Source organism: Ruegeria sp. AH12 (assembly GCF_056541465.1).
Genome location: NZ_JBQFYL010000001.1, coordinates 623,544 through 645,340, shown reverse-complemented (window position 1 = coordinate 645,340; position 21,797 = coordinate 623,544). Strand labels below are relative to the sequence as shown.

The following is a 21,797-nucleotide window of genomic DNA, read 5'->3' as shown; positions in this document are numbered from 1 at the left end:
TCTTCCCCCCGGCGGCTGCTTCCCCTAAAAGGCGCCAAACATTGCCATCTCGGGGACGGATACAGGATGCAAGAGCCAGCCATCACACCGGATTTGATTGCCGCACACGGGCTTAAGCCCGAGGAATACGACATGATCCTAGAGATCATCGGGCGTGAGCCGACCTTCACCGAGCTGGGCATCTTTTCTGCCATGTGGAACGAGCATTGTTCCTACAAGTCGTCCAAGAAATGGCTGCGTACTCTTCCGACCGAGGGCCCTCAGGTCATCTGCGGACCGGGGGAAAATGCTGGTGTGGTTGACATTGGTGACGGTCAGGCTGTGGTCTTCAAAATGGAAAGCCACAACCACCCATCCTACATCGAACCCTATCAGGGCGCGGCGACCGGCGTTGGCGGCATTCTGCGCGACGTCTTTACCATGGGCGCCCGTCCGATTGCGTCGATGAATGCCCTGTCCTTTGGCGAGCCAAGCCACCACAAGACCCGCCAGTTGGTCAACGGCGTGGTCGAAGGCATCGGTGGCTATGGCAACTGCTTCGGCGTGCCTTGCGTGGGTGGCGAGGTGCGTTTCCACCCGGCCTATAACGGCAATTGCCTTGTGAATGCCTTCGCGGCCGGCCTCGCCGATAGCGATAAGATTTTCTACTCCGCCGCCTCGGGAGTCGGCATGCCTGTCGTCTATCTTGGCGCGAAAACCGGGCGCGATGGTGTTGGCGGCGCGACCATGGCCTCAGCCGAATTCGACGTCACCATCGAAGAAAAACGCCCCACCGTCCAGGTCGGCGACCCCTTCACCGAAAAACGCCTGATGGAAGCCACGCTGGAGCTGATGCAAACCGGTGCCGTGATTTCGATTCAGGACATGGGGGCGGCTGGCCTGACCTGTTCCGCCGTTGAGATGGGTGACAAGGGCGGTCTGGGCGTGCGCCTTGATCTGGAAAACGTCCCCCAACGTGAAGAAAACATGACGGCGTACGAAATGATGCTGTCCGAGTCTCAGGAACGCATGCTGATGGTCCTCAAGCCCGAGCTTGAGGCCGAGGCCCGCGCTGTGTTCGAGAAATGGGATCTGGATTTCGCCATCGTCGGCGAAACCATCGCCGAAGACCGCTTCCTGATCATGCATAATGGTGAGGTCAAAGCTGATCTGGTGCTGTCGAAACTCTCCTCCACCGCGCCGGTATATGACCGCCCGTGGGTTGCGACACCCGAGGCTGAGGAACTGGCCGAAGTCCCTCAGATCGACCCCATCGACGGGCTGCGCGCCCTGCTCGCCTCGCCCAATTACGCAGGCAAGCAATGGGTTTACGAACAGTACGACACTATGGTCATGGCCGACAGCACGCGCACACCCGGGCTGGGTGCAGGCATGGTGCGCGTCCACGGAACCGACAAGGTGCTGGCATTCACTAGCGATGTAACCCCGCGCTATGTCCGCGCCAACCCGGTCGAAGGCGGCAAGCAAGCTGTGGCCGAGGCCTACCGAAACCTGACCGCCGTTGGCGCTAAACCGCTAGCCACAACAGACAACCTGAACTTCGGAAACCCCGAAAAGCCCGAGATCATGGGCCAGTTCGTCGGTGCCATTCAAGGCATCGGTGCAGCCGTTGGCGCGCTGGATATGCCGATCGTGTCGGGGAACGTCTCGCTGTACAATGAGACCGATGGACAGGCGATCCTGCCTACCCCGACCATTGGTGCGGTTGGCTTGCTCAGCCACAGCGATGAGATCATCGGCAACGAGGTTCGTGAGGGCCATGTGGCACTGGTGATTGGCGAAACCCTAGGCCATCTGGGCCAATCTGCCCTGCTGGCCGAGGTGTTCAACCGTGAAGATGGCGACGCACCTCATGTCGATCTGGATGCGGAAAAGCGCAATGGCGACTTCATTCGCGCCAACCGCGAATTGATCAAAGCCTGCACCGATCTGGGTGATGGCGGCCTTGCATTGGCGGCGTTCGAATTGGCCGAGGCCGCTGGCGTTGGTGTGCATCTCGATGAGGCCCCGACCGAATTCCTGTTTGGCGAAGATCAGGCCCGTTATCTGGTGGCTTGCAACTTTGATCAGGCAGAGGCGCTGATGATTGCCGCCGGGCAGGCCGGTGTTCCGCTGGTCTCGGTTGGCCGCTTCGCAGGCGACGCTGTGAAGATCGGCGGTTCCGAAGCAGCTTTAACCGACCTGCAGGACACATTCCGCAGCAGCTTTGCGGCAGCCGTCGCCTGATCACACGCGAGCAACGCGAACCAGCCTAATGCACTCCTGCGCTTTCGTGGCGCAGGATTTGGCGTCCTAGGCGATCCGTGCCATCTTGCACGCCCCCGCCCATCGCTCTACATCTTGGGAAAGACTTTCAGGAGTAACCTACATGCCGATGAGCGCCCACGAAATTGAAACCCTGCTGCGCGAGAGCTTTCCGAATGCGGAAATTCAGGTCGGCGGCAGCGATGGCGTGCATATGTCCGCCATGATCGTGGATGAAAGCTTTCGGGGCAAAAACCGGGTGCAACAGCAACGGGCCGTTTACGCGGCCTTGAAAGGCAAAATGGACGGCCCGGATGGGGAGCTGCACGCACTGGCCTTGACTACAAAAGTGCCGGAGTAAAATGGAGCATGCGATTGTAGTCTCAATTGCGGTCTCCGTCTTTGTTTTGCTCATTGCGCTGTTAGCGTGGAGCCATTCAAAGACCAGACACAAGACGAGGCGAGGATCGCCGCCCGGACGCGGACAGCATCTGTTGCATTCCTCTTACAATTCACATGATGGTGCAATTAGTTCGTCGCAGACCCATATGCCCAAAGACCCACAAGACTACGCCAAAGCGATGATGCCGAAGAGCAAAGGAAACGCGAAATGACCGACGTGAAAACCCAGATCGACGAAACCGTCAAAGCCAATGACGTTGTGCTGTATATGAAAGGCACGAAGGAGATGCCTCAGTGCGGTTTCTCATCCCGTGTGGCAGGTGTGCTGAACTATATGGGCGTCGACTATGCCGATGTGAACGTTCTGGCTGATGAGGCTGTGCGTCAGGGCATCAAGGATTACTCCGACTGGCCGACTGTCCCTCAGCTATATGTCAAAGGCGAATTTGTCGGTGGCTGCGATATCATTACCGAGATGACTCTGTCGGGTGAGCTGGACACGCTATTTGACGAAAACGGTGTTGGCTACAACAAAGACGCTGCAGACAAAATCCGCGAGGCGAACGCCTGATCCGCCCTTAGCGGCTGGAGCAATTCTGATAAATGACCTGCTCGTCGGCGGCACCTGAGGCCGACGCGTAGCTTACGCTGGCATCCCACCCTTTTGAGCGCAAAATATACGTTCCGTTAGTGTCCACGGATTCATATCGGATGCCCGATCCGCTTTCGACCTGACGCATTGAAACAAGGGTGTTGTCCACAATCGTCGCCGCCGCGCCCGATCCGTCCGCCGCGTTGAAATAGGTCACCGGCAGCGGCACGCCATTCTCACAAGTGAAACTCACGGTCAGAATGTCGATCTCTGCCGATGCAAGTGATGCAGACAGTGTTAGAATGGCAGTACAGGCCAAAGAACGCATGAAGGTCATTGGGTTTTCTTCTCCTCGATCACGGATGCCAAAGCCTCGGCCCGTGCGGCCAGTTCAGCCAATGTGTCAGTTACCGACGGGGGCACCACAGCCACCTCAACCCGTTCCGGTTCTGGCGCAGGTGCTGCGCGCAGCGTATTCAACTCGGCCTCAACCTCGGCCAATTTGCGTTCCAGAACTTTGACCTTGTCATCCGTCGCGGCGGTTTTGTCGGCCAGCATCAAACCCGCCATAAGCAGCATCCGCGCCTCGGGCATCCGGCCAATCTGATCTGACAGAACCTGCGCTTCGTCATCCAGCATCTTGGCGGCAGTGTGCAGAAACGCCTCTTCCCCGTCCTGGCAAGACACTTCGAAACCACGTCCGCCGATATGAATGGTCACTTCGGGCATTATTCTACCTCACCTTCTGCCAGTTCTGCCTTGCTGAGCAGGGGCTCAAGTCGGGCCAGAATGGCATGCGCTTCGGATGCGTCCGAGGCCTGTTTTGCGCGGGTGGCCTCCAATTCGGCGGCGGTGACCTGATCCAGCAGTTCGGCAACGGGCTGCCCCTGCTCTGCCGCCGCTCGCAGCTCATCAATCGCGCTTTGAAGCGTCGCGTTCGCCTTGCGCATTCGTTGCAAATCGCTGTCCAGGCGCGACATCGCGGCCCCATGGCTGGCCCGTTCGGCACGCAGCATATCAAGCTCGGCGCTCAGGTCTTCCAGCCGTTCGGTATCGGCAAGTTCCGACCGCAACCGGCTGTTTTCCGCCTCAATCTGCTTGGATCGCTCTACGAGCCCACGCAGCTCATCCAATTCTGCCTGTATCGGAGCTGTGTCGGCAAGCATATCCATTTCGGATCGAAGCTGCGCATTCTCAGTCTTCAATGCATCAAGTTCTTCCGAATTCTCCAGCGCCTCTTTGGCCTCGGCCAGTTCCAGCCGGGCGGCCTCAACGCTTGCAAGCTTGGTCGATGCTTCCGCTAGCTGTTCACGCAGCCCCTCAACCTCGGCGTTGTCACCAGACGAAGCCTGCGCCTGATCCAACTCAGCGCGCAGACTGTCCATTTCCTGATCATGACGTTCTTTCAGGGACTTCAGCCGCTCCTGCAACTGGGCATTGGCAACGCGCTCCTCATCAAGCGCCGTTTTCAGGCTGTCATCGGTCGGTTCTCCGCCGGGGGCCGCGTGCTGCATGGCGTCGACACCTGCGCCGATACGCTCCATCGCGGCGATGATGCGATGCTGTAATTCCTCGATCTGGCTCATGCCCCTGTCACCTCTTTATCAAGGTTCGTTCTGTTACGGGGTGATCCGAATCAACTTCACCCCCCGCCTGCGCCTAGTCTAACGGAATGCGACGGAAAATACCCACTGTTTGGTTTCAACAACTTGGACCGCGCTGTTGAAGCATAAACCTTATGCAAAACCCAGTTCTGCTTGCACTTTGAGGGGTGGATGGTATTGAGCCCGCAATCTGCTTGTAATCCGAAGGAACAACGCCCGTGGACCTGACTGCGCTGCGCAATGCCAACCCCGAACACTGGGACAAAGCTGCGGCCATCCGCACTCTGACCCTTGATGCCGTCGCCGCCGCAAATTCCGGCCATTCCGGTATGCCGATGGGCATGGCCGATGTTGCGACCGTGCTGTTCGAAAAGCACCTGAAATTCGACGCCGCAAACCCCAACTGGCCCGACCGCGACCGGTTCATCCTGTCCGCCGGTCATGGCTCGATGCTGGTCTATTCGCTGCTCTATCTCACCGGCCACGCGGATGTGACATTGGATGAGATCAAGAACTTCCGCCAGTTGGGTGCCAAAACTGCGGGCCACCCGGAAAACTTTCTGATCAACGGTGTCGAAACCACCACCGGCCCGCTGGGTCAGGGCATTTCGAATGCTGTGGGTTTTGCCATGGCCGAGGAAATCCAGCGCGCCCATTACGGCAAGAAGGTCGTCGATCACTATACCTATGTCATCGCAGGCGACGGCTGCCTGATGGAAGGCGTCAGCCAAGAGGCAATCACTCTGGCCGGACGTCACGAATTGGGCAAGCTGATCGTCTTTTGGGACAACAACAACATTACCATCGACGGCACCGTCGATATCGCCGACCGCACCGATCAGGTGAAACGCTTTGCCGCTTCGGGCTGGCAGGTGATCGAGATTGACGGGCATGACCCCGAAGCGATTGATGCGGCCATAACCAAGGCCAAAACGTCGAAAAAGCCGACTATGATCGCTTGCGAAAGCCATATCGCGCTGGGTCACGCGGCGCAGGACACCTCAAAAGGTCACGGTGCGCTGACGGATCAGGATCAGCTCAAGGCGGCCAAGGCAGCCTATGACTGGCCGCATGATGCGTTCGAAATCCCGGCTAATGTGAAATCTGCATGGGAAGCCATTGGTACGCGAGGTGCCGCTGAACGTACCGCCTGGGAAGAGCGTTTCGCGCAGCTTTCCGAACGCAAGCAGGCCGAGTTCAACCGGGCCTATGCGTTTGACGCACCCAAGAAACTGGCCGGCGCCATCCGTTCATTCAAGAAACAGATGTCGGAAGACCAGCCGAAACTGGCCACCCGCGCTTCGTCCGAGAAGGTGCTGAACGTGGTGAACCCGATCATGGCCGAGACCGTTGGCGGCTCGGCTGACCTAACCGGTTCGAACAACACCAAATCGGCTGATATGGGTGTGTTCCTGCCCGAGAACCGCAAGGGTCGCTACATCCACTACGGTATCCGTGAGCATGGCATGGCCGCGGCGATGAACGGCATGGCGCTGCATGGCGGCATCCGCCCTTATGGCGGCACCTTCATGGCCTTCACCGACTATGCCCGCCCATCCATGCGTCTGGCCGCGCTGATGAAAATCCCGTCGGTCTTCGTGATGACCCATGACTCGATCGGTCTGGGTGAAGACGGCCCGACCCACCAGCCGGTCGAGCATCTGGCGATCAGCCGCGCGACGCCGAACACCTATGTGTTCCGCCCCGCCGACACCGTAGAGACCGCTGAAGCCTGGGAACTGGCCCTGACCTTCAAGGACAGCCCCTCGGTCCTGTCGCTGACCCGTCAGGGCGTGCCAACTGTGCGCACGGATCACAAGACCAAGAACCTGACCGCCCAAGGCGCTTACGTTCTGGCCGAGGCCGAAGGCAAACGTCAGGCCATTCTGATCGCCACCGGGTCCGAGGTTTCGCTGGCGATGGAAGCCAAAGCAATGCTTGAGGCCGACGGCATTGGCACGCGCGTCGTCTCCATGCCCTGCATGGAGCTGTTCGCTGAACAGGACGAAGCCTACCGCAAACGGGTTCTACCTGCCGGTGCTGTGCGCGTCGGCATCGAAGCCGCCGTACGTGCCGGTGGCTGGGATCGCTGGCTGCTGGGCGAACGTGGCCGCGAAGCCAAGGCGGGCTTCATCGGCATGTCCAGCTTTGGCGCGTCAGCCCCTGCGGGTGAGCTCTACAAGCATTTCGGCATCACGGCCGAGGCGACAGTTGCGAAGGTCAAAGACCTGCTGGGCTGATCCCTACCTGAGAACCACAAAGCCCCGGTGCGGACCGGGGCTTTTTTGTTAGACGAAGATAATCACAGACTGCATTCCGTCGACCAGCAGATCACCCCCGGTGTTCCAGACCCGCATGACCTGAGAGCTGTAGCCATCACGCCCGGCGGTCAGTTGATGCTCCAGCAAGAACCAACCGTCACCTGTTTGAATATCCTCAGCCAAAACATTGAAAATCCAATTCATTGTCGAGTTTGGACCCGGTTTCTTTAGAGTTGGATAGATTGCAGGTGGCGGCAGATCGGCAACCGAAACTAACCCTTCCATCCGATCCCACATGCGCGGATCATTGTGTCGCGCCCAAAGACGCAGATATCCTTTCTCAGCACCCGAGAACGGCAACGCGCCTTCAACCAGCCGGACATCAAAGTTTTGAAGGAACGGGATAGGAGGTCTGGGCAAATCTGGCGGGAAATAAGGCCCCGTGTCTTCAGGTTTCTCCGCAGGTTTGGCCCGGCACTCAAACGCGACATGGCTATCCTGAGGATGACCAAAGGAGAACGTCGCCATAGCGGCGACTTTCCCGTCGATCTGAGCGCGGGCATTGATGATGGTCACATTCCGCCCCTGCCGCAGCACCTCAGTGCCGATGATTGGCGAAGTTCCAATCGGTGCGGTGAAATTCACCAAAGCCGAGCGCAAGGGTGGCAGATCCTTATGCTGCGCGCGAACCGCATCCAGCATGAGCGCAGAAGAGAATCCGCCAAAAGTAGTCCGGCCCTGCATCCAGTTGGATGGCACGGGATAGCTTAGGCCATCGCCCTGCGGCGTTCGGCTTTCAAGAACCTCGGTTAGCGTATGAGACGACATTTGACTTCCAGTTCTTGTGTTTCAGGTCACAGCCTACCTGCCGTTCGGCTTGCGGCCACAACGACCCAACGTCACAAATAGGATTTTCAATGCAGTTTGCTTGATCCTGAAACCATCCCCATCAACGGAGCAACGATCCTGGTTGCCACCGGGATCAGCGCCAGCCCATAGACCAGACCGAAAATGCCATCCATTGTTGCTTTGGAAATCCACTCGACTGCTCCGACCCATTGCTCGGATGCCATGTGCCCCAGCGCATAGGCCCAATCGTGGATATGGTGACCCAGCCAGCCATAGCCCAACACTTCAAGCCCGTGAATCACAATCGACCCACCAACCCAAAGCATCGCGGCGGTGCCGATGATCGACAGCAGTTTCATCACTACAGGCATGGCCTTGACCAATCCGCGCCCGATACCACGCCCAATCGGCGTGGGTGCGTTGCCAGCCAGGAACAGTCCTACGTCGTCCATCTTCACGATCAGCGCGACCGAACCATAGACTGCCACCGTCACCCCGATCCCAACAACGGCCAGCGTTGCCGCCTGCATCCACAGGTTCGGGGCCTCAATCGCGGCCAGAGCAATGGTCATGATCTCGGCGGACAGGATGAAATCTGTCTTGATTGCACCTTTGACCTTTTGTTCTTCCAAATGTCCCGGATCGCGGTTCTTCATATCCTCGTCGATGGCGTGGCTGCCATGTGGAAACAGCACATGGAATATCTTCTCGGCCCCTTCGAAACATAAGTATGAGCCGCCGATCATCAGCAACGGCGTGATCAGCCAGGGCGCAAAATTGGCCAACAACAATGCAACGGGCAGCAACAGGATCAGCTTGTTAAAAAAGGACCCCCGCGCAATGCGCCAGATGATCGGCAACTCGCGCGCGGGCGCAAAACCCTGAACGTATTTCGGGGTTACCGCCGCATCGTCGATAATCACACCCGCCGTCTTGGCCCCGGCCTTGCCCGCAGCGGCGACAACATCGTCAACCGAAGCAGCCGCAACTTTGGCGATCCCCGCCACATCGTCCAAAAGGGCCAACAGACCGCTCATCGCGCTTCCTTTCCTGTCACCTGTCGCGTTTCGGACCCTACCTGATCCAACAGCTAGCGCAAGCGTTAGCGCAATCGGACCAGGTTTGCGCTAACACCTTCAAAATATGCCGTTTTTGCCCTTTTGAGACTCAGGTTTCACCGCTATACGGCCAACAACACAAGCGCATTCTGGAGACATGTTATGACCATCAAGGTCGGGATTAATGGTTTTGGCCGTATCGGTCGCTGTACCCTGTCGCATATCGCCGCCTCTGGGCGCAACGATATCGAGGTGATCAAAGTCAACGCCACCGGCCCGCTGGAAACCTCGGCGCATCTGCTGAAATATGACAGTATTCACGGCCGTTTCCCCCGCGACGTCTCGATCGAAGGCAACACCATGGATCTGGGTCGTGGCCCGATGCACATGTTCTCGACCTACGACATGAACGAGCTGGACTGGGAAGGCTGCGATGTCGTTCTGGAATGCACCGGCAAGTTCAACGATGGCACCAAAGCAAAAACGCATCTTGAGCGTGGCGCACGAAAGGTACTGTTGTCTGCACCCGGCAAGAACGTCAACAAGACCATCGTGTTCGGTGTGAACCACAACACCCTGACCGCCAATGACAACATGGTCTCGAACGGCTCTTGCACCACCAACTGCCTTGCCCCGCTTGCCAAGGTCCTGGACGAAGGTGTTGGCATCGAACATGGCATCATGACCACGATCCACGCTTATACAGGTGACCAGCCGACGCTGGACCGCCGCCACAGCGACCTGTACCGCGCGCGTGCAGCCGCCATGTCGATGATCCCGACCTCGACCGGTGCTGCCGCTGCACTTGGCGAAGTGTTACCCAACCTCAAAGGCCGTCTGGACGGCTCGGCGATCCGCGTGCCTACCCCGAATGTCTCGGCTGTAGACCTGAGCTTCCGCGCCTCGCGCGATGTCACCGTCGAAGAGGTTAACGCCATCGTCGAAGAAGCCGCCAAGGGCCCGATGCAACGCGTTCTGGGCTTTGAGCCCGCTCCGCTGGTTTCGACCGATTTCAACCATACCGAAGAAAGCTCGATCTTCGCGCCGGATCAAACTCGTGTGGTCGACAACCGTATGGTGCGGGTGCTGGCCTGGTATGACAACGAATGGGGCTTTTCCGTGCGCATGGCCGATGTGGCTGTTGCAATGGGCCGTCTTAACTGAGCCTTTGCACATCGCTTGTACCTTCGGGTCCGCTCAGGTTATCTGGGCGGGCCTTTTTCGTTCGGGGAAAGAATGACAAATCAACTCGCTATATGGCTTGGGCTTCTGATCCTTGGCGCGGTGATTCTGGATTATGCACTGTTCGGACCTGAACATTTGGTGTTTCTCAGCAAAAAGCTCTACGCGTTTCTGGACTGGCTCGCCTTCTGGCGCTGATCTAGGTTTTGCTTGACATTCGTGCCAATCTGCCATTGTTAGCGCTAACCAAGCCTCATATCGGGGCCAGCTGACGAACGGAGCGTGACATGACACTCAAACTGGCAATCAACGGCTTTGGACGGATCGGCCGCGGTGTTCTGCGGGCCTTGATGGAAACAGGCCGCACAGATGTGCAGATCGTAGCAATCAACGATCTGGGGAAACCGGAAATGAACGCGCATATGTTCGAGTTCGACAGCGTGCATGGCCGCTACCCAAACAAAGTCACGCTGACCGAAGCAGGCCTGGATGTTGGTGCAGGTCCGATCCGCCTGACCAGCGAGCGCGATCCCGAAGCGCTGAACTGGTCCGACGTAGATGTGGTTCTGGAATGCACCGGCGTTTTCCGAACGCGCGAGGCGGCAGAACGTCACCTGAAAAACGGATCGAAAAAAGTACTGATTTCGGCCCCCGCGCGCGGTGATGGCGGCGTCAAAACCGTCGTCTTCGGCGTGAATGATCACGAGTTAACAGCGGCGGACACGATCGTCTCGAACGCCTCGTGCACCACCAACTGCCTGTCTCCGGTCGCCGCGGCGCTGGATGCTGGGCTGGGCATTGTGCATGGGAACATGACGACGGTTCATGCCTACACGGCCAGCCAGCCCGTACATGATAATGCCGGTAAGGACCCTTACCTGTCGCGTGCTGCTGCCCTGTCGATGATCCCGACTACCACCGGGGCGGCGTCGGCCGTGGGGCTGGTCCTTCCACAACTCGCGGGTAAACTGACCGGTCAGGCGATCCGAGTTCCGACCCCGAATGTCTCGGTCGTTGATCTGGTGGCCGAAGTGTCGCGCCCAACCACCGAAGATGAGGTGAACGCCCTGTTCACGGAAGCCGCCGCAAAAATCCCCGGCGTTCTGGCTGCAGAGTCCCGGCCGCTGGTCTCGATCGATTTCAACCACGATCCCCACAGCTCGACTGTGTCACTGGATGAAACCAAGGTGACGGACGGCACTTTGGTGCGCGTGCTCGCCTGGTATGACAATGAATGGGGCTTTTCGAACCGGATGCTGGATACCGCTGCCGCCATGGGCGCGCTATCCTAAACGGCCTTTCAACGCATCATTCACGCGGGGCGTGACGAATTTCGACACGTCCCCGTTTAGCCGTGCGATTTCCTTGACCAGTTTTGAGGCAATCGCCTGATGCCGTGCTTCGGCCATCAGAAAGACGGTTTCAATCGTATCATCCAAAGCGCGATTCATTCCGACCATCTGGAATTCATACTCGAAGTCCGCCACAGCGCGCAGCCCGCGCACAATAATCTGAGCGCCAACATCACGGGCACAATCGATCAACAAGTTCTCGAACGGATGCGCAACAATCTCTGTCCCCGTCTGCTGGGTCAGTTGTGCGCATTCCGCCTCGATCATCGCAACACGTTCTTCCAGCGTGAACAACGGCCCTTTGTCGCGGTTGATCGCAACGCCGATCACTAACTTGTCCACCAGCGCAGCGGCCCGGCGGATGATATCGATATGACCCAAGGTTATTGGATCAAAAGTTCCAGGATATAATCCAACCCGCATCAGGCTCTCCCGCGCAACAATATTTCTGCGCTAGCAAACATAACTTTGCCGCAGGTGCAAGGGGCTGAAACGCCGCTGCCTCGTCAATGGCCCATGATCATGCCTTGCAGGGCGTCTTTCTCCATCGCCAGTTCCGCAAGCTGCGCCTTGACCACATCGCCCAGTGTCACAATCCCGATCAGCTTTCCATCCTCAACCACGGGCATATGGCGAAAGCGGCCCTCGGTCATACGGGACATGATGTCCTGCACCGTCGCTTGACGCGTGGTCGTCACAAGCTCTTTCGTCATGTAGGAACTGACGGGTTCGTTCAGACATCCGCTACCGCTGGCTGCCAGTTCGCGGACAACATCGCGCTCGGACAGAATACCCTTGGCCGTCTGCCCGCCATCGTCCGAAACGATAACTGTACCGATCCGCTTTTCCGCAAGTATTTTCGATGCTTCCGAAACGGTCGCCGAAGGCTTGACCGTCACAACACCCTCGGTGGCTTTGGATTTCAGAATGGCTTGAACGAGCATGAAAAAAACCTCCGGCAATAACGTACTGTTTTCCAAAGCGTTGCGCGATTAGGGCACCCTGTCAAGTTGCAGTGGCAGCTTCCAGCCGGGCGACCTCTTCCCGAATGCCCTGGGTCAGGGCCTCGGCAAACCGATTCAATCGCTCATTCCGCTGATCACCCTGATGCCGAACCAGATGAAAACTGCGCGTCAAACTCACCTGATCTGTCAGGATTTGCCGCAAGCCCGGATGGAACGGCAGTGTAAAATCATGCGCGACGCAGACGCCGGTCCCCAGAGACACCTGCCGCAGCTGAACAGAAACCGAGTTTGAGGCAAGTGCAACGCGGTCGATACCGATATCGTTCAGATAATCCAGTTCTCGGTCGAAGATCATGTCCGGGATATAGCCGATCAGGCGATGTCCCTGCAGATCAGCAACCGAACGGATCGGGTTGTGGCGGTTCAGGTAATCTTGCGTGGCCACCATGTGCAGCTGATAGTCGCAGATCTTCTGAACCAGCAGTTTTCCGGCTGTTGGTGCACTGACCGTGACAGCCATATCCGCCTCGCGCCTGGACAAGTTGATGATCCGTGGCAAAGCGAGGATTTGAATATCCAGATCAGGGTTCGCGTCGCTGATCTTTGCACAGACTTGCGGCAAAAGATAATTGGCCGATCCATCCGGCGCCCCGATCCGAATTTGTCCGCTGAGCGATTTGCTTGATCCGACCACGGCCCCTGTGGCTGCACGCATCGCTTCTTCGGCCTGTTGTGCATGATCCAGCAAGCGTTCCCCCGCGCTGGTAAGCATGTAGCCTTGCTGAGATTTGGTAAACAACGGCGCATCCAGTTTGGCCTCGAGCCGTGCAATGCGGCGACCGACCGTTGCGGGATCAATCTTTAGGATGCGGCCCGCCGAGGACAGGCTTTCCTCGCGCGCAACAGCTAGAAAAATCCTCATATCATCCCAATTCGGGTTCACGCATCACCTTTTGCATTTTTGCAAAGCCCTTTTGAAACATTGCCTCTGTTCAGGTAATTTCTGCAAGCCTATTCTGCGCGCAACAGATTCAGAGGAGTTTTCGATGCAAGACCTGACCCATTTCCTGAATGGCGCGCAAGTCGCCGGCACCTCGGGCCGGTTTGACGATGTCTTCAACCCCGCAACGGGCGAAGTTCAGTACAAATGCCCGATGGCCAGTGCGGCCGAAACAACTGCCGCGATTGAGGCCGCCGCCGCAGCGCAACCCGCATGGGGCGCGACAAACCCTCAGAAACGTGCGCGCGTCATGATGGCTATGGTCGGCCTGATGAACCGTGACATGGACAAGCTGGCCGAAGCGCTGAGCCGCGAGCACGGCAAGACCATCCCCGACGCCAAGGGCGATCTGCAGCGTGGTCTGGAAGTGATCGAATACTGCATTGGCGCGCCACAGATGCTGAAGGGTGAGTTCACCGACAGCGCGGGCCCCGGTATTGACATGTATTCGATGCGTCAGCCACTGGGTGTTGTCGGCTCGATCATGCCTTTCAACTTCCCGGCCATGATGCCCCTGTGGCACGTGGGCCCAGCACTGGCCTGCGGCAACGCCGTGGTTCTGAAACCATCCGAGCGTGACCCCTCGGTGCCCCTGATGCTGGCCGAACTGTTCATCGAGGCTGGCTTGCCCGCAGGTGTGTTCCAGGTCGTCAACGGCGACAAGGAAGCCGTGGACACGATCCTCGACAGTGAGATCATTCAGGGTGTCAGCTTTGTAGGCTCGACCCCGATCGCGCAGTATATCTACAGCCGCGCAACCGCCAATGGTAAACGCGCGCAGTGTTTTGGAGGCGCCAAGAACCACATGATCGTCATGCCTGACGCTGACTTGGATCAGGCCGCCGACGCGCTGGTCGGCGCTGGTTTTGGCGCTGCAGGCGAGCGTTGCATGGCAATCTCGGTCGCTGTTCCTGTGGGCGAAGAAACTGCGGATCGCCTGATCGAAAAGCTGATTCCTCGTGTCGAAAAGCTCAAAGTTGGCCCCTATACCGCGGGCGACGATGTCGATATGGGCCCTGTTGTAACCGGCGCCGCGAAACAGCGTATCCTTGGTCTGATCAACTCGGGTGTTGAACAAGGCGCGAAGCTGGTTGTCGACAATCGTGATTTCAGCTTGCAGGGCTATGAAGACGGCTTCTTTGTTGGTCCGCACCTGTTTGATCACGTGACGCCCGACATGGACATCTACAAGCAGGAAATCTTTGGACCGGTTCTGTCGACTGTCCGTGCGGGTTCCTACGAAGAGGCGATCGGCCTGGCCATGGATCATGAATACGGCAATGGAACCGCGATCTTCACACGCGACGGTGACACTGCCCGTGATTTTGCCAGCCGGATCAACATCGGCATGGTTGGCATCAACGTGCCAATCCCTGTTCCGCTGGCCTATCACACCTTCGGCGGCTGGAAGAAATCTATGTTCGGTGACTTGAACCAGCACGGCCCGGACAGCTTCAAGTTCTACACTCGCACCAAAACCGTGACCGCGCGCTGGCCGTCGGGCATCAAAGAAGGTGGAGAGTTCAACTTTAAGGCCATGGATTAACCCTATATAATTTAATCCGAAAACGAAAACCGGCCCCATCAGGGCCGGTTTTTTTGTGCAAAGACTTGCCCAGACTTCGAGATAGTCCTGTGCCCTCACGATAAATTCAGATCGCTTGGGCTGGAATTTAAAGCCCTGCGGAAATATCTTACTCGCGATTTGTTGATCGAGCAGTTTGAATATTCGGAGGCCAAATTGTCTAATTCCCGCATGACCCGCCGCTCTGCCTTGTTGGGTGCAGCGTCCGTTCTGGCGACACCCGCAGTGTTGCGCGCCCAAAGCCTGGATGCCTTTCCGCAGGCCGAAGACCCAATCAGCACTCAACCCCCGGTGCGCCGCAATGTATCCTCGTTCTCACAACAGAACTGGCAGGATCACTTTGACGAATTGGGATCCGGATGCTTGCTGGCGGATATCACCAGCCGCGCTGTTCACTATTGGGGGCCCGACGGGACCTACAAGCTCTACCCAAGTTCCGTTCCGATGAGCGAAGAGCTGACAAAACGCGGCTATACCAAAGTGGTGCGCAAGGCCGAAAACCCCAGCTGGACCCCGACCGCATCGATGCGGGAACGTGATCCTTCGCTGCCTGTACGGATGGATGGCGGCGATCCCGGCAACCCTCTGGGCACCCGCGCGATGTATCTGGGCTGGCCCGCCTATCTGGTACACGGCACGCATGACACACGTAAAATCGGACGTCAGAGCTCGTCCGGCTGCATCGGTCTGTATAACCAGCATGTTGAAGAACTGTATCCACTGGTGCAGGTTGGCACACAGGTGCGGCTGGTCTGAAATTCGATACACCAAGCAACAACAAAGCCCCGGCCAGCAGGACCGGGGCTTTTTCGTAAGCGGGCAGCGACTATTCCGGCAGGATCACTTCGTCGATGACGTGGATCACACCGTTGTTGGCCTCGATATCAGCCTGTACCACCTCGGCGCCGTTGACCTTGACGCCATTCTTGGCATTCACGCTCAGACGGTCGCCCTGCACGGTCAGAACCTTCGCGCGCTTCCCTGCGATGTCACCCGACATGACTTTGGCAGGAACCACGTGATAGGTCAGGATCGCAACGAGTTGATCCTTGTTTTCGGGCAGCAGCAGGCTTTCAACGGTGCCTTCAGGCAGCGCAGCGAATGCTTCGTCGGTTGGAGCGAACACTGTGAACGGGCCATCCCCCTTCAGCGTTTCGACCAGCCCGGCGGCTTGTACAGCTGCAACCAAAGTGCTGAATGATCCGGCCGAAACGGCAGTGTCGACAATGTCAGCAGCCTGGGCCTTTAGCGGCATGGCAAGTGCAATTGCGGCGGCAGCGCCCATAAACGTACGACGAAACATGGCTGTCTTCTCCTCTCCAGCTTGTTATGGAAAGGGGTACGGGCCTTCTTCAAACCCGGATCACTTTGCGATCACCGTTCCTTGATCTGGACCCAGATACTCTGCGCGCGCCCGTCGGCGAGAAACGGCAGAGCCTCGACCGCATCGGGGCGATCCTTTTGCAGGTAGTACCCCGGCCAAAGCATTGAAAACGCACCTGATTGCAGCATTGCATGTAGCATGTACTGCTCGCCCCAACCCGGACAATCATAGAAGAACCGCTTGGGATACTCATAAGGCAAAAAAACATCGTGCACATGGATCACAACACCGGGTTTCAGCGCAGGAATAATCCGACAAAACAGGTGCGCCACGTCGTTGGACATCCGCACGACATGGCTGGAATCGATAAACAGGACATCGCCTGCCTCAAGCTGGTCGAACAGCGCCGGGTCCACATCCTCCAGCCGTTTTTGTTCGAACGCATCAACCACATGAGCGATATCGGCACGAGGATACGGATCAATGGCCGTGATCGTTGTGTTCAAACCACCATCGATGATCGCTTGCCGCGTCACGCGGGTCGAGTTTCCGCATCCAACCTCGATCACCCGTTTTGGCTGAAACCTGCGGATCATCAGATAAAGCGCATCCGCATCCGGACTGTCATAGTAGCCATTGCCAATGTGATAGCCGGTTTTGTTGCGCGCGGGGTCTTTCAGCGCGGCCAGAGCGTCATGATGCTGAGCGAACTCTTGTTTTAGCGGCTCGATATCAAACCTCTCCATCCCCGGTGACAGGGCATAGGCCGGGCGCGTCAGCCCTCCTGCCTGCTCAAAGGTTTCGAGCCGCGCACGCTCCTCCTGCTCGGTGACCTTGTCGACCAGTTTGACGCCAAAACGGTCCAACGCGGCATTGATCCGGGGGAATTTTCTGGGTTTCACTCGGCGGGCTCCGATCTGAGGGGCGTTACCGCTCCTTACCTGTGCAGGGCCGGCCTCTGCAAGCGGCAGAACCCCAAACCCTTGGCAAAAGGCCAATTTCCGTATTCACTGAATCAACACGATAAAGAGAGGTCAGCCCATGCAGCAGGATTTCACGCTGGGCATCGAAGAAGAGTATCTGCTGGTCGACCGCGACAGCCTGCAACTGACCGAGGCACCCGCCGCCCTGATGGAGGCCTGCCAGACCGATTTCGAAGGTCAGGTCAGCCCCGAATTCCTGCAATGCCAGATCGAAGTTGGAACCCGGCCTCATACCACCGTCAAAAGCGCGCGTGAGGATCTAAAGCGTCTGCGCAGCTGTGTTTCGAAACACGCGGCGCACTACAATCTCAGCCCGATCGCCGTGTCCTGTCATCCTTTCGCCAATTGGAAAGACCAGCATCACACGCGGAAAGAGCGCTATGATGCCCTTCAGCACGCACTGGGCGGCGTTGCGCGGCGCATGCTGATCTGCGGGATGCATGTGCATGTCGGGGTCGAAGATCAGGCGCTGCGGGCCGATCTGATGCCTCAGCTGTGTTATTTCCTACCACATCTTCTGGCGCTGTCCACCTCGTCCCCCTTCTGGAACGGGGAAGATACCGGTTTGTCCTCGTACCGGCTGACTGTCTTTGACAACCTGCCCCGCACCGGCCTGCCGCCGGATTTCAGCGGCTGGTCGGAATACGAGCGTACAACAGGCGTTCTGGTCGAGCTTGGCGTCATCGAAGACACCTCCAAAATTTGGTGGGATTTGCGCCCCTCACATCGCTTTCCCACGCTTGAGACGCGCATCATGGATGTTCAACCGCGGCTGGAACACACCTTGTCTTTGGCCGCTTTGGTCCAGGCCCTGACCCGGATGCTCTGCCGCCTAAAAGCGCGAAACCTACGCTGGCGGCAATATGATCGCTTTCTAATCGGCGAAAACCGTTGGCGCGCACAACGCTATGGGGTCGGCGAAGGCTTGATTGATTTTGGAGATCGTTCGGTCAAACCCATGGCCGAGCTCATAGGTGAGCTGATGGGCATGCTGGCTGAGGATGCCGAGGCCTTGGGCACCATGACCGAACTTGCCCGTTTGCGCCAGATCGCCGAAACCGGAACCTCAGCCACCCGCCAACGCCGCGTTCATGCTGAGGCTGTCGCCAAGGGAGACGACCCGGGTCAGGCGGTTGTGCGGCACCTGATCGAGGAATTCCACGCGGATTTGTGACCCCGGATCAGGACTGAAAAACCCGCGCCGCCTGCAATTGCCGACCTTGAAAAATTTCTGTAACGATTGAGAAATAAACAACCGTTCAATTCAATGCCGACGGGAGGGTAGCAATGGATTTCGGGCTGACCGAGGAACAGACCGCAATTTTCGATATGGCCTATGGGTTTGGGCAGGAAAACATCGCCCCATTCGCACGGGAATGGGAAAGTGACGGCATCATCCCAAAAGAGCTGTGGCCCCAGATCGGCGAGCTAGGGTTTGGTGCGCTCTATGTGTCCGAGGACAGCGGCGGCTCGGGCCTGACCCGATTGGACGCCACGCTGGTGTTCGAGGCTTTGTCTATGGCCTGCCCCTCGGTTGCTGCGTTCCTCTCGATCCACAATATGTGCGCAAAGATGTTGGACAGCTTTGCCAGCGACGATTTGAAGTCCCGCATTATGCCCGACGTACTGAGCCTGAACACAGTCCTCAGCTACTGCCTAACCGAACCAGGCTCCGGCTCAGACGCCGCTGCGCTAAAAACCCGCGCGGAACGCACGAATGAGGGCTACACGCTAAACGGCTCCAAGGCCTTCATCTCCGGTGGAGGGTATTCGGACGCCTATGTCTGTATGGTGCGTACCGGGCAGGATGGCCCCAAAGGCATCTCAACCGTCTATGTCGAGGATGGCACACCGGGCCTAAGCTTTGGCGCGCTGGAACAGAAGATGGGTTGGAAAAGCCAGCCCACTGCGCAAGTTCAGTTCGACGACTGCAAAATCCCTTCGGGCAATCTTGTCGGAGTCGAAGGCGACGGGTTCAAATATGCCATGATGGGTTTGGATGGCGGGCGTCTGAACATTGCCTCTTGCTCGCTGGGTGCCGCACAAGCCGGGCTGGACATGACGTTGCAATACATGTCAGAGCGCAAAGCCTTTGGTCAATCCATCGACCAGTTTCAGGCCCTGCAATTCCGTCTTGCGGATATGGAGATCGAGCTTCAGTCCGCCCGCACCTTCCTGCGCCAAGCCGCCTGGAAACTGGATCAGGGCGCGCCGGATGCGACCAAGTTCTGCGCCATGGCCAAGAAACTCGTGACCGAGACCGGGTCGAAGGTTGTGGATCAATGTCTGCAACTGCACGGCGGCTACGGCTATCTGGCCGATTACGGCATCGAAAAGCTTGTGCGTGATCTGCGGGTGCATCAGATTCTGGAAGGCACGAACGAGATCATGCGCGTGATCGTTGCGCGCCAGATGATTGCACAAGGCTAAAGGTTTCATGTCTGACATCGACATCCGCACAACCGGCCGCGCCGGTCGCATCACCCTGACCCGCCCCAAAGCGCTGAATGCCATGACCTATGACATGTGCATGGCCATCGATACTGCCCTGCGCAACTGGCGTGAGGATGATGCGGTTGATCTGATCATTTTCGATGCCGAGGGTGACAAAGCCTTTTGCTCCGGGGGGGACATTGCCGAACTTTATCAGACAGGAACGCAGGGCGATTTCACCTATGGCCAGACGTTTTGGCGCGACGAATACCGGCTGAACGCACTGATCTTTGAATATCCCAAGCCTGTCGTCAGCTTCCTGCAAGGGTTCACCATGGGCGGCGGCGTTGGCATTGGCTGCCATGGCAGCCACCGGATTGTCGGCGAAAGCGCGCAGATTGCGATGCCGGAATGTTCCATCGGGCTGGTTCCGGACGTTGGCGGAACCCTCATGCTAGCCCTCGCGCCCGGCCGGTTGGGAGAGTTCCTGGGTACCACAGGCCAGCGCATGGGCCCGGCCGATGCGATCCTTGCCGGGTTTGCCGATCACTTCATCCCACAGGATCAGTGGCCCGATCTGATCGAAATGCTCGAGGCGTCTGGCAATGCCGATTTGATCGCCGAACACGCTGTGGCTCCGCCCGCGGGTGACCTTGCCAATCTGCAATCCGAAATCGATAACAGTTTTGGCGGTGAAACACTTGGCGATATCCTAACCAATCTGCGCGGAAGTGATTCAGAGTTCGCGGCGAACACTCTGGCCAAACTGGAACGCAACGCGCCGCTGTCAACGGCCTGTACGGTTGAGATGTTGCACCGCCTGCGCGGGAGTTCTTTGACCATGCGCCGCGCGCTGGAGATGGAATACCGTTTCACCTTCCGCGCCATGCAGCATGGTGATTTTTTGGAAGGCATCCGGGCGCAGATCATAGACAAGGACCGTAGTCCGCGCTGGCAATACGCCGATATGGCCGTGCCTGCGGTCGCGGTTTCAAAAATGTTGCAGCCCCTGGGCAAGGACGCCCTGACATTCGAGGAGGAATAAGTCATGCAAATCGGGTTCATCGGGCTGGGAAATATGGGCGCGCCCATGGCGGCCAATCTGGCCAAAGCAGGCCATCAGGTGCGGGGGTTCGACACCGCCGGGGTCAGTGTCGATGGTGTGACAAAGGCTGAAACCGCCGCCGAGGCCGTGGCGGGTGCCGAGGCTGTAATCACGATGCTTCCGAATGGCGCCATCCTGCGGACCGTCGCAGACCAGATCATCCCTCATATGCAATCTGGCGCAGCACTGGTCGACTGCTCCACGGTCGATGTCGACAGCGCGCGCGCCGTGGCTGATCAAGCCAATGCCGCTGGCTTGCTATCGGTCGACGCGCCCGTTTCGGGCGGGATCGGTGGCGCCTCTGCGGGTACATTGACCTTCATGGCCGGCGGGTCTGAAGACGCCTTTGCCAAGGCCGCGCCGCTCTTCGACCTTATGGGGCAAAAGGCTGTGCATTGCGGTGAGGCCGGAGCCGGACAAGCGGCCAAGATCTGTAACAACATGATCCTCGGCGTCACCATGATCGCCACTTGCGAAGCCTTTGCCCTGGCTGACAAATTGGGGCTCGACCGTCAAAAGATGTTCGACGTGGTGAGCACCTCCTCCGGCTACAGCTGGACGATGAACGCCTATTGCCCCGCCCCTGGCGTCGGCCCGACCAGCCCCGCGGACAATGATTATCAACCGGGCTTTGCCGCCGAGTTGATGCTGAAAGACCTGCGCCTCAGCCAGCAAGCCGCGGAAAGCGCCGATGCGGACACCCCGATGGGCCAGGCCGCCACCGCACTCTATCAGCAGTTCGTCGAAGCCGAAGATGGTTTGGGCCAGGATTTTTCGGCCATGCTGCCCAGATTTGAGAAACGCAGCCGAGAATAAGGCGCAAGGATCCTTCATTCATCTGGCCAAAAATATCCCGGA

23 protein-coding genes are annotated in these 21,797 nt (G+C 58.1%); 13 read left to right on the top strand and 10 right to left on the bottom strand.

The window, feature by feature from the left end:
• Positions 1-66: 66 nt before the first annotated feature.
• The 3 genes from purL (at position 67) to grxD (ending at position 3,217) form a co-directional block, all read left to right on the top strand.
• Positions 67-2,226, top strand: a complete 2,160-nt coding sequence (gene purL / locus ACR0EL_RS03250; protein ID WP_480498146.1) for a phosphoribosylformylglycinamidine synthase subunit PurL — start codon at positions 67-69, stop codon at positions 2,224-2,226.
• A 142-nt stretch (positions 2,227-2,368) separates the two neighbouring features.
• Entirely contained in the window at positions 2,369-2,605 is a 237-nt protein-coding gene (locus ACR0EL_RS03245) for a BolA/IbaG family iron-sulfur metabolism protein (RefSeq protein WP_480498144.1), read from the top strand.
• A 249-nt stretch (positions 2,606-2,854) separates the two neighbouring features.
• Positions 2,855-3,217, top strand: a complete 363-nt coding sequence (gene grxD, locus ACR0EL_RS03240) for a Grx4 family monothiol glutaredoxin (protein WP_170458109.1) — start codon at positions 2,855-2,857, stop codon at positions 3,215-3,217.
• A gap of 7 nt (positions 3,218-3,224) precedes the next feature.
• Here grxD and ACR0EL_RS03235 read toward each other — a convergent pair whose 3' ends face one another.
• From ACR0EL_RS03235 to ACR0EL_RS03225, 3 genes are read right to left on the bottom strand one after another with little or no spacing between them, the layout of a single operon-like run.
• Positions 3,225-3,575, bottom strand: a complete 351-nt coding sequence (locus ACR0EL_RS03235) for an MliC family protein (RefSeq protein ID WP_480498142.1) — start codon at positions 3,573-3,575, stop codon at positions 3,225-3,227.
• Entirely contained in the window at positions 3,572-3,967 is a 396-nt protein-coding gene (locus ACR0EL_RS03230) for a cell division protein ZapA (protein WP_480498140.1), read from the bottom strand. The genes ACR0EL_RS03235 and ACR0EL_RS03230 overlap by 4 nt, the downstream gene beginning before the upstream one ends.
• Positions 3,967-4,824, bottom strand: a complete 858-nt coding sequence (locus ACR0EL_RS03225; protein WP_480498138.1) for a hypothetical protein — start codon at positions 4,822-4,824, stop codon at positions 3,967-3,969. Before ACR0EL_RS03225 ends, ACR0EL_RS03230 begins: the two co-directional genes overlap by 1 nt.
• Positions 4,825-5,060: 236 nt before the next feature.
• On the opposite strand from ACR0EL_RS03225, the gene tkt reads away from it, so the two are divergent.
• Positions 5,061-7,082 carry a transketolase gene (gene tkt / locus ACR0EL_RS03220; RefSeq protein WP_480498136.1) on the top strand — a complete coding sequence of 674 codons (2,022 nt, stop codon included), beginning with the start codon at positions 5,061-5,063 and terminating at the stop codon, positions 7,080-7,082.
• A gap of 48 nt (positions 7,083-7,130) precedes the next feature.
• On the opposite strand, the gene ACR0EL_RS03215 is transcribed toward tkt, so the two are convergent.
• Positions 7,131-7,931 (bottom strand): thioesterase family protein, encoded by an 801-nt coding sequence (locus tag ACR0EL_RS03215; protein ID WP_480498134.1) that lies wholly within the window; start codon positions 7,929-7,931, stop codon positions 7,131-7,133.
• 86 nt (positions 7,932-8,017) lie between these two features.
• Positions 8,018-8,989, bottom strand: coding sequence for a DUF808 domain-containing protein (locus ACR0EL_RS03210; RefSeq protein WP_480498132.1), 972 nt, complete (start codon positions 8,987-8,989; stop codon positions 8,018-8,020).
• Between the two features lie 183 nt (positions 8,990-9,172).
• On the opposite strand from ACR0EL_RS03210, the gene gap (ACR0EL_RS03205) reads away from it, so the two are divergent.
• The 3 genes from gap (ACR0EL_RS03205) (at position 9,173) to gap (ACR0EL_RS03195) (ending at position 11,484) form a co-directional block, all read left to right on the top strand.
• Positions 9,173-10,174 carry a type I glyceraldehyde-3-phosphate dehydrogenase gene (gene gap, locus ACR0EL_RS03205; RefSeq protein ID WP_353007349.1) on the top strand — a complete coding sequence of 334 codons (1,002 nt, stop codon included), beginning with the start codon at positions 9,173-9,175 and terminating at the stop codon, positions 10,172-10,174.
• Between the two features lie 72 nt (positions 10,175-10,246).
• Positions 10,247-10,390 (top strand): hypothetical protein, encoded by a 144-nt coding sequence (locus tag ACR0EL_RS03200; RefSeq protein ID WP_480498130.1) that lies wholly within the window; start codon positions 10,247-10,249, stop codon positions 10,388-10,390.
• Positions 10,391-10,479: 89 nt separating this feature from the next.
• Positions 10,480-11,484, top strand: a complete 1,005-nt coding sequence (gene gap, locus ACR0EL_RS03195; protein ID WP_480498128.1) for a type I glyceraldehyde-3-phosphate dehydrogenase — start codon at positions 10,480-10,482, stop codon at positions 11,482-11,484.
• Here the strand turns inward: gap (ACR0EL_RS03195) and coaD are convergent.
• The 3 genes from coaD to ACR0EL_RS03180 form a co-directional block, all read right to left on the bottom strand.
• A complete protein-coding gene (coaD, locus tag ACR0EL_RS03190; RefSeq protein WP_170536957.1) occupies positions 11,476-11,967 on the bottom strand; it encodes a pantetheine-phosphate adenylyltransferase in 492 nt (163 codons plus the stop codon). The two genes, gap (ACR0EL_RS03195) and coaD, sit on opposite strands and share 9 nt — an antisense overlap.
• A gap of 83 nt (positions 11,968-12,050) precedes the next feature.
• Positions 12,051-12,488, bottom strand: coding sequence for a CBS domain-containing protein (locus ACR0EL_RS03185; protein WP_353007339.1), 438 nt, complete (start codon positions 12,486-12,488; stop codon positions 12,051-12,053).
• 61 nt (positions 12,489-12,549) lie between these two features.
• Complete coding sequence (locus tag ACR0EL_RS03180) at positions 12,550-13,452, bottom strand: LysR family transcriptional regulator (RefSeq protein WP_480498126.1); 903 nt, start codon at positions 13,450-13,452, stop codon at positions 12,550-12,552.
• 103 nt (positions 13,453-13,555) lie between these two features.
• Here ACR0EL_RS03180 and ACR0EL_RS03175 point away from each other — a divergent pair, with 103 nt between their 5' ends.
• Positions 13,556-15,055, top strand: a complete 1,500-nt coding sequence (locus ACR0EL_RS03175) for a CoA-acylating methylmalonate-semialdehyde dehydrogenase (RefSeq protein ID WP_170536963.1) — start codon at positions 13,556-13,558, stop codon at positions 15,053-15,055.
• Between the two features lie 210 nt (positions 15,056-15,265).
• Positions 15,266-15,850, top strand: a complete 585-nt coding sequence (locus tag ACR0EL_RS03170) for a L,D-transpeptidase (protein WP_480498422.1) — start codon at positions 15,266-15,268, stop codon at positions 15,848-15,850.
• 70 nt (positions 15,851-15,920) lie between these two features.
• Here the strand turns inward: ACR0EL_RS03170 and ACR0EL_RS03165 are convergent, their stop codons facing one another.
• Together ACR0EL_RS03165 and ACR0EL_RS03160 are read right to left on the bottom strand one after the other, a co-directional pair.
• Positions 15,921-16,397 (bottom strand): fasciclin domain-containing protein, encoded by a 477-nt coding sequence (locus ACR0EL_RS03165; protein ID WP_480498124.1) that lies wholly within the window; start codon positions 16,395-16,397, stop codon positions 15,921-15,923.
• Positions 16,398-16,468: 71 nt separating this feature from the next.
• Positions 16,469-17,320 carry a class I SAM-dependent methyltransferase gene (locus ACR0EL_RS03160; RefSeq protein ID WP_480498122.1) on the bottom strand — a complete coding sequence of 284 codons (852 nt, stop codon included), beginning with the start codon at positions 17,318-17,320 and terminating at the stop codon, positions 16,469-16,471.
• Positions 17,321-17,459: 139 nt separating this feature from the next.
• Here ACR0EL_RS03160 and ACR0EL_RS03155 point away from each other — a divergent pair, with 139 nt between their 5' ends.
• The 4 genes from ACR0EL_RS03155 to mmsB all read left to right on the top strand — a co-directional run bounded on the left by ACR0EL_RS03155 (position 17,460) and on the right by mmsB (position 21,755).
• A complete protein-coding gene (locus ACR0EL_RS03155; protein WP_353007327.1) occupies positions 17,460-18,575 on the top strand; it encodes a carboxylate-amine ligase in 1,116 nt (371 codons plus the stop codon).
• Between the two features lie 113 nt (positions 18,576-18,688).
• On the top strand, positions 18,689-19,831 hold the full coding sequence (locus ACR0EL_RS03150) for an acyl-CoA dehydrogenase family protein (protein ID WP_480498119.1): 1,143 nt from the start codon (positions 18,689-18,691) through the stop codon (positions 19,829-19,831).
• A 7-nt stretch (positions 19,832-19,838) separates the two neighbouring features.
• Positions 19,839-20,879, top strand: a complete 1,041-nt coding sequence (locus ACR0EL_RS03145; protein ID WP_480498117.1) for an enoyl-CoA hydratase/isomerase family protein — start codon at positions 19,839-19,841, stop codon at positions 20,877-20,879.
• Between the two features lie 3 nt (positions 20,880-20,882).
• A complete protein-coding gene (gene mmsB, locus ACR0EL_RS03140; RefSeq protein WP_480498115.1) occupies positions 20,883-21,755 on the top strand; it encodes a 3-hydroxyisobutyrate dehydrogenase in 873 nt (290 codons plus the stop codon).
• Positions 21,756-21,797 lie beyond the last annotated feature (42 nt).